Source organism: Novosphingobium sp. (genome assembly GCF_027486195.1).
GTDB lineage: Bacteria > Pseudomonadota > Alphaproteobacteria > Sphingomonadales > Sphingomonadaceae > Novosphingobium.
This window is the reverse complement of sequence record NZ_JAIXPP010000089.1, coordinates 1-12733: the sequence shown is the minus strand read 5'-3', so window position 1 is coordinate 12733 and position 12733 is coordinate 1. Positions and strand designations below refer to the sequence as shown.

9 protein-coding genes and 1 pseudogene are annotated in these 12733 nt (G+C 63.7%); 6 read left to right on the top strand and 4 right to left on the bottom strand.

The window, feature by feature from the left end; all coding sequences use genetic code 11:
* Together Q0071_RS16450 and polA are read left to right on the top strand one after the other, a co-directional pair.
* Positions 1-204 (top strand): hypothetical protein (locus Q0071_RS16450; RefSeq protein WP_298171887.1); only part of this gene is annotated, 204 nt, incomplete at its 5' end.
* A 75-nt stretch (positions 205-279) separates the two neighbouring features.
* The gene (polA, locus tag Q0071_RS16445; RefSeq protein WP_298171885.1) at positions 280-3120 is read left to right on the top strand and encodes a DNA polymerase I; all 2841 of its coding nucleotides are present in this window, start codon (positions 280-282) and stop codon (positions 3118-3120) included.
* Between the two features lie 296 nt (positions 3121-3416).
* Here polA and Q0071_RS16440 read toward each other — a convergent pair whose 3' ends face one another.
* Positions 3417-4121 carry a hypothetical protein gene (locus Q0071_RS16440; protein ID WP_298171883.1) on the bottom strand — a complete coding sequence of 235 codons (705 nt, stop codon included), beginning with the start codon at positions 4119-4121 and terminating at the stop codon, positions 3417-3419.
* Between the two features lie 156 nt (positions 4122-4277).
* Between Q0071_RS16440 and Q0071_RS16435 the strand changes: the two are divergent.
* Together Q0071_RS16435 and Q0071_RS16430 are read left to right on the top strand one after the other, a co-directional pair.
* A pseudogene (locus Q0071_RS16435) lies at positions 4278-5450 on the top strand (YifB family Mg chelatase-like AAA ATPase); the annotation flags it as partial.
* Positions 5451-5608: 158 nt separating this feature from the next.
* Positions 5609-6895: an integrase arm-type DNA-binding domain-containing protein gene (locus Q0071_RS16430; RefSeq protein ID WP_298171878.1), complete on the top strand. Its 1287-nt coding sequence runs from the start codon at positions 5609-5611 to the stop codon at positions 6893-6895.
* A gap of 13 nt (positions 6896-6908) precedes the next feature.
* On the opposite strand, the gene mobF is transcribed toward Q0071_RS16430, so the two are convergent.
* The 3 genes from mobF to Q0071_RS16415 all read right to left on the bottom strand — a co-directional run bounded on the left by mobF (position 6909) and on the right by Q0071_RS16415 (position 11038).
* A complete protein-coding gene (mobF, locus tag Q0071_RS16425; RefSeq protein WP_298171875.1) occupies positions 6909-9842 on the bottom strand; it encodes a MobF family relaxase in 2934 nt (977 codons plus the stop codon).
* Positions 9843-9845: 3 nt separating this feature from the next.
* Positions 9846-10151: a hypothetical protein gene (locus Q0071_RS16420; RefSeq protein ID WP_298171872.1), complete on the bottom strand. Its 306-nt coding sequence runs from the start codon at positions 10149-10151 to the stop codon at positions 9846-9848.
* 497 nt (positions 10152-10648) lie between these two features.
* Positions 10649-11038 (bottom strand): single-stranded DNA-binding protein, encoded by a 390-nt coding sequence (locus tag Q0071_RS16415; protein WP_298171870.1) that lies wholly within the window; start codon positions 11036-11038, stop codon positions 10649-10651.
* Here Q0071_RS16415 and Q0071_RS16410 point away from each other — a divergent pair.
* Together Q0071_RS16410 and Q0071_RS16405 are read left to right on the top strand one after the other, a co-directional pair.
* Positions 11037-11228 carry a hypothetical protein gene (locus tag Q0071_RS16410; protein ID WP_298171867.1) on the top strand — a complete coding sequence of 64 codons (192 nt, stop codon included), beginning with the start codon at positions 11037-11039 and terminating at the stop codon, positions 11226-11228. The genes Q0071_RS16415 and Q0071_RS16410 overlap by 2 nt on opposite strands.
* Positions 11229-11939: 711 nt before the next feature.
* Positions 11940-12733, top strand: a 794-nt coding sequence (locus Q0071_RS16405; RefSeq protein ID WP_298171864.1) for an alcohol dehydrogenase catalytic domain-containing protein, incomplete at its 3' end; no start/stop codon positions are given.

Here is a 12733-nt window from a genome sequence, read left to right as displayed (position 1 = left end):
CCCTGGATTGAAGTGGACCGCGCCGGGCCCGCAGCCCGCCGCAAAGCCTACTCTGGCGGTAGACTTCTCGCCCCAATTAATCGGCAATTCACCTGCTTGCAAGTCTTAGGAGCAGCAAAGCCGTCACAGACCGGTTATGTTATTGATAAACTAACGTTTTTGCAGGGGGAGGAAGAGCCGAATTGGTGGCTTCGGGCGGGATGAATCGCCCCTTCATTGCTGCACTGCCGCAACATCGGGCGCTTTCGCTGGCGGGGTCGAGGCGCTACCACGGCAAGCATGGACACCTCAGCGCAGCCTGCAACGCCGCCTCAACGTCATCTCTATCTGATCGACGGTTCGGCCTATATCTTCCGCGCCTATCACCGCCTGCCGCCACTGACCAATCCGGCGGGCGTGCCGGTGGGCGCAGTCTATGGCTACACCACGATGCTGTGGAGGCTGGCGGAAGACCTGCACAAGGCAGATGGGCCAACCCATCTCGCGGTGATCCTCGACAAGGGTTCGATCACCTTCCGCAATGCGCTCTATGACCAGTACAAGGCGAACCGTCCGCCGCCGCCCGAGGACCTAGTCCCGCAGTTTCCGCTGATCCGCGATGCGACGCGCGCGTTCAGCCTCGCCTGCATCGAGGAAGAGGGGCTGGAGGCGGACGACCTCATTGCATCCTACGCGCGCGCAGCGGCCTTGCAGGGCTGGAACGTGACGATCGTCTCGTCCGACAAGGACCTGATGCAACTGGTCGGGCGCAAGACCGAGGCCGGCGGCTATGTCGACATGCTTGATACGATGAAGAATCAGCGCATCGACATACCGGAAGTGATGGAGAAGTTCGGGGTCGAGCCCGAGCGCGTCGGCGATGTGCTGGCGCTGATGGGCGATGCGGTGGACAATGTTCCGGGCATTCGCGGGATCGGACCCAAGACCGCGACCAAGCTGATTCAGGAGCACGGCACGCTGGAAGGCGCGCTCGCCGCCGCACCGGCGATGAAGCCGGGCAAGCTGCGCGACAGCCTGATCGAGCAGGCCGACATGGCGCGCCTTTCGCGCGAACTGGTGCAACTCAAGGAGGATTGCGCACTGCCGCTCCCGCTCGAATCGTTCGAGCTGACGGCAATCCCGCCCGAACCGCTGGCGGCTTTCCTCTCCGAGCATGGCTTCACCAGCCTGTTGCGCAAGCTGGGCACCGCGCCTGTAGAGACCCCCGGAATGGGCGGTGCGACACCGGCACCGGGCGCGAGTGCGGAGACGCGCCAGAGCCTGCCGGAATGGCCGACCATCGATACCGGCGGCTATCGCTGCCTCCAGACGCTGGAAGAGATCGCGCAGTGGGTGAGGCGCGCCGAAGCCACGCGCGTGGTGGCGGTTGATACCGAAACCAGCGCGCTGGATGCGATGCAGGCCGACCTTGTCGGCGTCAGTCTGGCGCTGGGGCCAGGCGATGCCTGCTACATCCCGCTGGGGCACCGGGGCAGCGACATGTTTGCCGAGGCGCCCGTCATGGCCCCGCGTGCGGAAGCGCTCGCGCTGCTGAAGCCGCTGCTGGAAAGCGATGCCGTCCTCAAGATCGGGCAGAACATCAAGTACGATATCAACGTACTCGCCCGCTATGGCGTGATGGTCAGCCCCATCGACGATACCATGGTGATGAGTTTCTGCCTCGATGCCGGACGCAGCGAGGCCGGTGTCGGCGGCCACGGCATGGACGAACTGGCAGCGCGCTTGCTCGGCCACACCACGATTGCCTTCAAGGATCTGTGCGGCACCGGCAAGAAGGCGATTTCCTTCGCCGAAGTGCCGCTCGCCGATGCGACGCGCTATGCGGCAGAGGACGCCGAGGTTACGTGGCGGCTCCACCGTCTGCTCGGCCCCCGGCTTGCGGAGGAAGGCGGCACGCGCATTTACGAGCGCGTCGACAGGCCGCTGGTGCCAGTCGTCGCAAGCATGGAGCGCCACGGCATCCGCGTGGACCGCGAGCGGCTGGCGGGCCTTTCCGCGCAGTTTGCCGAGACCATCGCCGGCCTTGAAACGGTGATCCACGAGAAAGCGGGCCAGCCCTTCACCATCGGCAGCCCCAAGCAGCTTGGCGAAATCCTGTTCGACAAGCTGGGCTACAAGGGCGGCAAGAAGGGCAAGACCGGGCAGTATTCCACCGACCAGTCAGTGCTTGAAGGTCTTGCCGCGCAAGGGGCCGAAGTCGCGACGCTGGTGCTCGAATGGCGCCAGCTCTCGAAGCTCAAATCGACCTATACCGATGCGCTGCAAGCCGCGATCAATCCCGCAACGGGGCGCGTCCACACCAGCTACAGTCTGGTCGGCGCGCAGACCGGGCGGCTTTCGTCCAACGATCCCAACCTGCAGAACATCCCGATCCGCACCGAGATCGGCCGCCAGATTCGCGAGGCTTTCGTGGCCGAACCGGGGAACGTGCTGCTGGCGGCGGATTATAGCCAGATCGAGCTGCGGCTCGCCGCGCACATGGCCGACGTCCCCGCGCTCAAGGAGGCCTTTGCTGCAGGCGAGGACATCCACTCGCGCACCGCGCTGGAATTGTTTGGCACCGTGGACCGCGACACGCGCGGGCGCGCCAAGACGATCAACTTCGCGATCCTTTACGGCATCAGCCGCTGGGGCCTTGCCGGCCGACTCGGCGTGACCTCGGAGGAAGCGCAGGCGATGATCGACCGCTACTTCGAACGCTTCCCCGGCATCCAGCGCTATATCCACGAGACACTGGAGAGCGTGCGCACGCAGGGCTATTCGGAGACGCTGTTCGGCCGCAAGACGTGGTTCCCGCGCATCAATTCCAAGAATCAGGCCGAACGGCAGGGCAGCGAACGCGCCGCAATCAATGCGCCGATCCAGGGCACCAGCGCCGATATCATCAAGCGCGCAATGGCGCGGATGAACCCTGCGCTGCAAGCGGCGGGGCTGGGCCATGTGCGCATGCTGCTGCAGGTGCACGACGAACTGGTGTTCGAGCTGCCGGAGGGCGATGTCGCGGCGGCGAAAGCGGTGATCGAGGCGGTGATGGCGGGCGCGGCGGAACCGGCTGTGAAGCTGACCGTGCCGCTGGGTGTGGAGATCGGCACTGGCCCGAGCTGGGGCGCGGCCCACTGACCGCTGCGCCTAGGGTCAGGACCTATAAACCGCGCCTTCGAGGCGCTGGCAGGGCGAACATATCAGGCGGGAATTCGCGCAGGGAAGGCTGGTTGCCTTTCCAAGTGAATTCCTGTCTGAGATGGAAGCCATGCCAGCGTCCCGCAGGGATTTACCTTGCGGTGGCCTTCGGCTGACCAAAATGGCCCATTGCTTCGTCAGGAAGCCTTGAGATATTGACATATTCCTGCGCCTTCCTTCCTCGCACTGAGCCATTTTGCCTCAAACCTCGAAGGCGCGGTTTATAGGTCCTGACCCTAGTTCACCTTGACGTAAGGGCTGATATCCTTGGTGCGCAGCCAGAGCATCTGGTCGTTCGGCACCGAATTGGTCAGCTCATAGAGCTGCTCGGCCTCATCGGCGCTGAGGCCCATTTCGCGGTAGTAATCGAGGTAGGCCTTGTTCGGGCCTTCACCGGGAGCGAAATCGTCGGGCTGGTGGCCGTCCTCGTCTTTCCACGCATGGACGCCAAACTCGGCATCGGGCGCGGCATGGCGAGTCGTGCCGGCCAGAAAGATCTCGAACCCGCCCGAACGGACCGAGCCGCCGGAGGGCACGTCGGTTGCGATGCCCTGGCGGCGGATTATCCTGCCAAGCGTGAGGTTTGCGCCGTCATCCGAAGTCCCCGGGCAATCGACGAGTTCCAGCACACGGATGCCCGGATTGGCTTGCAGCATTTCGCGGAACAGCGCGGGCGACTTGTCGTCGATTTCGCCCACCAGAGCGGCATGCGTTGCATCGACCACTGCGAAGGGGCCGAACCGCGCCAAACCTGCGATCGCTCTGGCGATCCGCTGGCTGCGCGGCTCTTCGACCACGGTCCGGGTGGTGGTCACTTCGGTCCAGGTGGTCCCGTGCGAATCGACCCAGGTCCGCGTCGCCGCCTGCTGCGCGGCGGCCGGCGCGGCAATCGTCGCCGTGCTGGCGATGCTGACGAGCAAGGCGCGGGCGAGTCGGTTCATGGTGCGGCCATACTTCACACATGCTTGCCAATTTTCCAGTAAAACGCGGTAAATCGCGCTTAACGCCTTTTGGCTCCAAATTGGCGATACCGGCGACCTGCCCCTATCCCGCTACCCTGCCCGCCCCTAGGCTGCCGCACTGGATTGAGGGATGGTATGGTCGCGCTGGTATCCACGGTTGCCTATCTGGGGCTGGAAGCGCGCGCGGTTGAAGTGCAGTGCCAGATCGCGCCGGGCTTGCCTGCCTTCCGCGTCGTCGGCCTGCCCGACAAGGCGGTCGGCGAAAGCCGCGAGCGGGTGCATTCCGCGCTCGCAGCGCTGGGCCTCGCACTGCCACCCAAACGCATCACGGTGAATCTCTCCCCGGCGGACCTGCCCAAGGAAGGCTCCCACTATGATCTTCCCATCGCCCTCGCGTTGCTGGCGGCGATGGGCGTGGTCGATCTGGAAGCGATCGCTGACTACGTGGCGGTGGGCGAACTCGCGCTCGATGGCCGGGTGATCGCCAGCCCCGGCGTGCTGCTGGCAGCGCTCCATGCCAGCGGCATCGAGAAGGGCCTGATCTGCCCCGCCGCGCAAGGCGCGGAAGCGCGCTGGGCCAGCGGGGTGGAAATCGTCGCCGCGCCCGATCTGATCAGCCTGCTCAATCACCTGAAGGGCACGATGCGCTTGGCCGTTCCCGAACCGGGCGAAGTGGAGCTGCCGCCGCGCCGTGCGGACCTCAAACAGGTAAAAGGACAGGAGACCGCCAAGCGCGCGCTGGAGATCGCAGCAGCGGGCGGGCACAACCTGCTGATGATCGGGCCTCCCGGTGCGGGCAAGTCGCTGATGGCCTCCTGCCTACCGGGCATCCTGCCGGAACTCACCCCGGCCGAAGCGCTGGAAGCCTCGCTGGTCGCCTCGGTCGCTGGGCTGTTGGAGGAAGGGCGAATCAGCCGCGCACGACCATTTCGCAGCCCGCACCATTCCGCCTCGATGGCCGCGCTGACGGGTGGCGGGCTGAAAGTGCGTCCCGGCGAAGTGAGCCTCGCGCACCTTGGCGTTCTGTTCCTCGATGAACTGCCCGAATTCCAGCGCGCGGTGCTCGATTCGCTGCGCCAGCCGCTGGAGACGGGCGAAGTCACCGTCGCGCGGGCCAATGCGCATGTCACTTTCCCGGCACGTGTCCAGCTGATCGCCGCGATGAACCCCTGCCGCTGCGGGCACCTTGGCGATCCCGCACTGGGCTGCAGCCGCGCGCCGCGCTGTGCGGGGGATTACCAGTCCAAGGTATCGGGTCCGCTGCTCGACCGTATCGACCTGCACGTGGAGGTGGACCCCGTCTCCGCCACCTTGCGATCTGCAAGGCTCCCCTAACATCCCATTTTCCTTGCGTTTCTGCCGTTCTGCGGCCAATATTGTTCCCTGTTTGTTCAAATTGATCCCTATGAAGCCACGCCCATCCGGGGGCGTTCAAGGGGCACTCAATTGCAATTCCGGGGGCATCAATGCTCACAGAACTCACCGTCAAGAATGCCAAGGCGAAGGACAAGGATTACAAGCTCTCCGATTCTGAGGGTTTGTACCTTTATGTGACCAAATTCGGCCATCGCAGTTGGCGGATGAAGTACCGGTTTGCTGGCAAGGAACGGCGACTTGTCCTTGGAAGCTACCCTGAAGTTCCGCTCAAGTTGGCGCGTGATCGGAAGATTGCGGCGCGCAAGCTTCTGGCCGAGGGACGCGATCCGGGACTCGAAGCCCGGAAGGCCAAGGTGGCGCGCACGGTTGCTTCGGGGAACACTTTCGAGGCGCTGGCACGGGGCTGGTATGACCTGCAGGAGAGCCGCTGGACGCCGATCCATGCAGGCGATGTCATAGGCAGCCTCGAGAAAGAGGTGTTCCCTTGGATCGGCAAACTGCCAATCCGCGAGATTGATGAGCCGCTGGTACTTTCGGTCTTGCGAAAGATCGAGAAGCGGGGCGCTATAGAGACGGCGCACCGAGTGCGCCAGAGGATCTCGGCAGTGTTTGTGCATGCGATTGCTGAAGGCGCAGCAGCACGTGATCCGGCAGGCGTGGTCACCAAGGCGCTGAAGCCGGTGCCCCGCGCCCGCAAGCGTCCGGCGCTTATCTCGATCGATGCTCTGCATGATATGATTCGCAAGACCGAGGCGGAGGCCGCCTCGCCGCTTACCAAGCTGGCTTCGCGCTTTCTGGCATTGACCGCGCAGCGCCCCGGCATGATCCGGGCCCTGCCATGGACCGAAATCGAGAACGTGGATTGGAACAACGAGGAGCCTTGCCCTGATGCGCTGTGGCGCGTGCCCGCCGCACGGATGAAACTCATGCTGGAGCTCAAGCACGACGACGGGTTTGAACATCTGGTGCCGTTGTCTGCCGAGGCGGTGGCTGTGCTGCGCGCAGTGCATGTGCTGACGGGACGCGGGCCGCTGATATTTCCCAGCAACCGCAATGCACGCATGCCGATGAGCGAGAACACGTTGAGCTATTTCTACAACCGCTGCGGCTATCAGGGCCGGCATGTGCCGCATGGCTGGCGAGCGTCGTTTTCGACCATCATGAACGAGTGGGCCGAACGCGGGGGCACGCCGGGGGATCGCCATGTCATAGATTTGATGCTGGCGCACATCCCTGAAGGTGTGTCGGGTTCGGAGGGTGCTTACAATCGCGCCGCATACCTCAAGCGCCGCCGCGAAATCACCGAAGCATGGGGCGCAATGTTGCTCGGGATTTTTCCTGAGCCAGCGAAGATGCTTGGTTGGCCGAGCCGATAAGGCAAGCCCGAAATCAAATACCCATCTCGAAAGGCACCACACGCGTGATCGTGCGTTCAAGCTCGGGCGGCCTTTTGGCCTCTGTCTCGGGCTCTGGCGGCTTGCCAGCTTCCAGCCCTTTGGCCGCCGCCGCACCGAGCCGCTCGGTCACCTCCAACGCCGAAGTCTTGTCACCCGTGTTGCGGCCGATGCCCAGCTCGACCTTGTCGCGGTTGTCGACGATCAGGGTTAGCTCGTCACGCAGGCGAGTGATCGTCACAAGGAAGTTGCGGGCGGAGAGCAGCTTGCGGGTCTGGCTGTCCATCACCGCGATGCCTTTGTCGGTGGTCAGCCCCTGCGCCATGTGGGCATTGAGCGCATAGGCCAGATCGATCCGGGCCAGCATCGGGTCGTCAGACTTGAGCGACTGCTCCATGCCTGTCGACGTACGCACGGTCACGCTGTCGGGCGTAATGGCGGTGATCGCGGCCCTGTCGGCATTGATCAGCGCGCGCTGGTGATCGTTGGCGGTCCACCGGATGGTATCGCCGGTGTAAAGCGTGAGCGGCTTACGTTCATGCAATTGTATTGCCTGATTGTTTCCGGTCGCGCCAAGGCGCGAGGGGGCGAACGTGTGATGTCGGCCGCCGACATCCCGAAGTTCGACAACGCCCCTGCCCGCGTCCACTTTGACGACGTCGTAGCGCCCTTTGGCCAGATGCTGACGTGACTGCCGGGTTGCCAGTTCCAGCACCATGCCAAGCTTATATGTCTGGATATGCCGCAGTTCCTCGCGCGTAGAATTGACGCGGGAGAGTACGGTGAGGCTCACGGCGTCGGGGCCAATCTCACCATTTGCAGCGAGGCCTGTTTGCACTGCGGCATTCACCTCATCGCGTAACTGTCGGCCCGAGACATAGATACCCGTCCGCTCGCGCTCGGCGCGCGGGAGCGACAGCCAGCGCTCGGCAGCATGAACAGCTCCGTTCTCGCTGACCTCGACGATGTGATCCTTGAGGTGGCCCAAGGCCTCACCAGTGCGCCCCTGCTGCGCTGCCGCCTGAGCGAGCCGCAATGTCTCCGATCGCGCCCTGAGATTGGTATCCATCCGCGCGGTCTCGGTGCCGGCAGCCAGGGCCAGCGCAAACGGCTTGCCCGCCTCGACCGCACCCAGTTGCTTCGGGTCGCCCATCAGGACCAGGCGGTCGACTTCCAGCACGTTGGCGAGCCGGACCAAACGGTCTTGATCGCGGGTCGAGACCATCGAGGCTTCGTCCAGCACAAGCACGGTGTCACGATAAGCAGTACGCGCGTCCGCCAGTTCGGCCCTGCTCGCATTCCCGTCGAGCAGCTTGCGGTGCTGCCCGAGGAAGCGGTGCAGCGTCATCGATGGGATCCCCGTCTCGCGCTCCAGCATGCGCACCAGCGTGTTCTGCACGCCGAGCCCGACTACCCGTTTGCCGTTCTCGCTGAGGATCTGCGCGGCGGGGCGCAGCAGACTGGATTTGCCCGCACCGGCCACCCCTTGCACGGCCACAATCCGGTTTGTCGATGACAGGATCATGCGCCCAGCCGCTTCCTGTCCCGCATTGAGCGTCATGCCGAAGTTGAAGCTGGCTGCGGCTTGCAACTGAGGCCCTGCAACGTCGCTCGGCAGGATCGGGGTTGCAGCGCCTTTACCCCTATCGATCTCGGCCAGCATGCGGCTTTCTAGCGCTGCAGCGTCGGCAGTCGTCAGCCAGCCCTGCATTGTGCCGCGCCCTTTGCTCAGCGCGCCCTGATCGGCGAGCTGCGTGATGCGTTTTTCGATCAGCGGCATGGTCGTAGGCAGGCCAAAGTCGAGCGCCGCCTTGGCAAGATCCTTGCTCTTAAACGCCGCTTCGCGCTCGGATAGGTGACGCACGGCCGAAGCCACCGCATGGGCTGCGGCGATCTCCTGCGCAGGTCTCAGATGGATGCGGGCCGGGACCAAGGGATCACCTTGCTTGAGGCCAAGACGCTCGGCCAGTTCGAACACCATCACCTTACCGCGTTCTGCGATCGACGGGCGATCTTGGTCCCGCCGCTGCGCGACAAGTGCCATGGCTGCCGATCGCTCACGGGCATCGCGCACCATACCTTCAAGATCGAGGCCCTGCCCCCATGCATGGTTCTGCCACTGCGACTGGAGGGCACCTCGATCAACGTCGTGCTGCTTGGCGGAACGCGTCGCCAGAGTTGCGATCAACCCAGCCTCAAGCCCGCTGCCGCGCCGGGCTTCCAGCACCTCCTGTCGCCGCGTCGAGAACGCCATAACCGCCTCACGGCTGATTCCGCTGGCTTCGAAGTTACCGTGCTTGCCGACGTCGCCAATGCGGTATCCCAGCTTCTCAACTTCGACCCGGAAGCGCGCCATGGGAATGGCATTAAGCAGCGTATTGAACTCCCACAGCCGGTCATTGCGCAGCGCCTTCCATGTTCCGTCTTTGGCCTGGGTCATGTTTGCGACAACGGCGTGGAAGTGGAGATTGGGTTCCCGATTGCGGTTTGTGTCGTGCTGGAACAGCGCCACGGTCAGGTTGTCGGTCTGGACCTGACGTTCCTTGCCGGCCTGCTCCACGCGCATGAAGGCGGCGTTCCGTTCGGCCCATTGCAGCGTCTCGATCACCGCTTCGCGGTAGGCATCGACGATGCGCTGATCTTTGCCAACGAGCGCGAGCATCGACCAGCTTTTGGGCAGCGAGAAGGTCAGGTCCGTGCCCGCGCGGTGGGCAGCGCCTTCTCTCCCGATGCGCCCGCCATTGGGGAGTTCGCCGCGCAGGATCGCCTCGAAGGCACGCGGCTCGACGGTGCCGGACAGGCCCAGCCGCTCGGCACCCTTGCCGACCCATAGGCCCGACCGATCCGCATCGGCAGAGGCATAGTAATTGTCCTTGGCGAAGTAGCTCGCAGCACCGCCAGCAGAGCGCACATTGGCGACCGAGAGCATGGCTCAAGCCCCCCGCTTGGTGGGAGCTATCCGCTCGCGATATTCGCGCAGCCGCTTGCCATGCGCGACCTGAACTCGCGTTCGCAAATCCTTGTCGGCATGAACCAGCAGAAGGCCTTCGGTCGCAGTGGCTGCGAAGAGCACTTGGGACATCAACCGGTCCCGAAACGCAGCCTCGTCGTGACCTTCGATGGTCCCGATCACTGCCAGTTTTAGCCATTGGCTGACGCTCATGTGGGATGCCGCAGCGGCGGCCTTCACCGCTTCGTGCAGGCTCTCATCGACGTAGCATTGAAGCGCAAAACGCATTGGTTCCAACTTACGTTGGCCGCCGCCTCGGCCGGAAACCCCTCCAGATCGAGACCTTACGATACTGCCAGTGCCGGGCTGTAGGAAAGCGCCACTTTATGTCTACAAAACAAAGCTGTATTCAGATTCAAATCACTCTGATTTGCAGATTCCGGGCTGACATTAGATGACATCATGCAGGCGCTGCGCCGCCAAACACAGAAAAGTGGCGGATTTCTGCGCAATACAGCACACCGGGCTCCCGGGTACGGTGTGCCGACTTCCCCACTTATAATCGGCGCGGTTTCATGTTCCTGGAGTATGGATCGAACGGAACAAGGGCAGCAGGACCAGCGGATCCTCAGGCCGCCCTCAGGCGCTGGCCTGTCGGTACGATTGCCACCGGCTCACGGCGGCGTGTGGGGCTCGGTGCCCCCGCGCTGTCGATTGCTGCCCAAGCACAAAGAAGGCCCTGGCAGATCGCTCTGCCGGGGCCTTGTTCGAGAGGGATGTGCCCTTCAGTCTTCGTCGATGTCGAGCGCGCTGTCGCCGGAGGTGCCGCGGCCCTTGGTCAGGAAGTCGACCTTGTCGGCGAGGATCTCGCAGCCGTAGCGCTTGGTGCCGTCCTGGTCTTCCCACTGGGTGTAGTGGATGCGGCCCTCGACCGTGACCAGCTGGCCCTTGCTGCAGAACTTCGCGACGTTCTGGCCGAGGCCATTGAAGCTGGTGATCCGGTGGAACTCGCTGTCCTTGGCGGTGTAGCCGTTCTCTTGCCTGTAGGTCTTGGCGTCCTTGCGGGCGGGCCGGTCGGTCACGACCGAGAGGCTGGTGATGCTGGTCCCACCGGCGGTGGTGCGGGTCTCGGGATCGCGTGCGATGCGGCCGACGAGGATAACGAGATTGGTCATGGGTCTTCTCCTGATCGCGCAGGTCCGGGGCCATCCCGGCTGCGAACTGACCGTCAGAAGGGGGCGGCAGACGCTCGCACCGGACGACGCCGAAGGCGACGGGAGGGGAACCTCGATCAGGGCGGGTGGTGCGGGCAGCCCGGCAAAGCCGGGTAACACGGCCGGCCGGATCGGGGTTGCGAGGGGCTGACGGCGCCTTCAGGGAGGGGTTCGCGAAGAGCCGGATGGCCCCGGGGTGTCCCGCATTTGGCGGCTATGGTTCGCCCTGAACTTGCCCCGCTACCGGGCCACGCGTCTCACCTCGGCGGTGCGCTTTCGTGCCCCCCCCCGATGTCGTACGCGATGACGAGATACTGGCGCATGGTCTCCCCCTGTTCAGCCATTGCTGTGCGAGTCCATGCTCAACTCAGCTGTCCTTCGATGGGACGCATTTTTGCCTTATGGCCGCGGGAAAGCCACTAAGAATGTTTCGTGGGAGAACTCATGTCGACCGGCATATCCCTCCGCGGTCGACGCGGTAATTCGAACCCGACGACGTGAGATAGGGATGATGGTGACGGGACTGGAGTGCTCGTCGGCTGCCGCATGACGCCGGCAGGATCAGACGTCCGCTCGGCCATGTTAGCGCAGCATTCGCGGTTTTCCGAAGAACTTACTGTACACTTGTTTACTGGTTGTGATATGATTCGTTGAAGGCATCGGCGCGCGGGTCAGCGAGTACGGGCAAAGAGGTGAGTGATGTGGTTTTGTCTCGAACGACGGCCATCAAGACCACAGGAACTCTCTGACTCACGGCGGCATTCCACGCGTCGCCAAAATGCGCGGCATAGCTCAGCCATTGCTATCTCACGCCCCGCCAAGATGCGATCCGTACCAGCAAAGATGACAAGGACCTAATGCCATGAACGCCATCGCCGCCGTTCTCAACCAGCCCAATGGCCCGTTCTCGATTGAGGCGGTCGACGTGGCGCAGCCGCAGGCCGGCGAAGTGCGCGTCGCGATCAAGGCAGCGGGCATCTGCCATACCGATCTGGTGGTCGCCTCGGGCGCGATGGGGCTGCAGTTCCCTGCCATTCTCGGCCACGAGGGCGCCGGCATCGTCGATGCAGTCGGCGAAGGTGTGACCGGCGTGAAGCCGGGAGACAAGGTGTTGCTTACGTTCAATTCGTGCGGCGCCTGCAAGCCGTGCGAGCGCCATGAACCAGCTTATTGCAGCCACTTCGTTACGCTCAACATGATCGCTGCGCGCGGCGACGGATCAAGCCGCGTAACCCGCGGTGGGAAGGAGATTTCCGACAACTTCTTCGGCCAGTCATCGTTCGCTTCGCTCGCAATCGCAAACGAGCGCAACGTCCTCAAGGTTGATGACGACACCGATCTCGCGGTCCTCGCGCCGCTGGGTTGCGGTATTCAGACTGGCGTGGGCGGCGTCCTGCGCTCTCTCGGCGCAAAGGCAGGCGAAGCACTCGTAGTGCTCGGTGCGGGTGCCGTTGGTCTCTCCGCTGTGTTGGGTGGACAGATTGCCGGATGCGCAACGATCATCGTAATCGAGCCGCAGAAGGGCCGCCGCACGCTAGCATTGCAGCTCGGTGCAACCCATGTGCTCGACGGACAAGGCGATATGGCCACTGCGGTTCGGGGCATCATTCCCGAAGGCGCGGACATGGTGATCGACACCAGCGGCTTTATGCCGGT

Coding starts and splice junctions, on each gene's coding strand:
- mobF (WP_298171875.1), bottom strand. CDS start 9,842: ATGCTCTCGGTCGCCAATGTGCGCTCTGCTGGCGGTGCTGCGAGCTAC.
- Q0071_RS16410 (WP_298171867.1), top strand. CDS start 11,037: ATGGGTCTTCTCCTGATCGCGCAGGTCCGGGGCCATCCCGGCTGCGAA.
- Q0071_RS16430 (WP_298171878.1), top strand. CDS start 5,609: ATGCTCACAGAACTCACCGTCAAGAATGCCAAGGCGAAGGACAAGGAT.
- Q0071_RS16415 (WP_298171870.1), bottom strand. CDS start 11,038: ATGACCAATCTCGTTATCCTCGTCGGCCGCATCGCACGCGATCCCGAG.
- Q0071_RS16420 (WP_298171872.1), bottom strand. CDS start 10,151: ATGCGTTTTGCGCTTCAATGCTACGTCGATGAGAGCCTGCACGAAGCG.
- polA (WP_298171885.1), top strand. CDS start 280: ATGGACACCTCAGCGCAGCCTGCAACGCCGCCTCAACGTCATCTCTAT.
- Q0071_RS16440 (WP_298171883.1), bottom strand. CDS start 4,121: ATGAACCGACTCGCCCGCGCCTTGCTCGTCAGCATCGCCAGCACGGCG.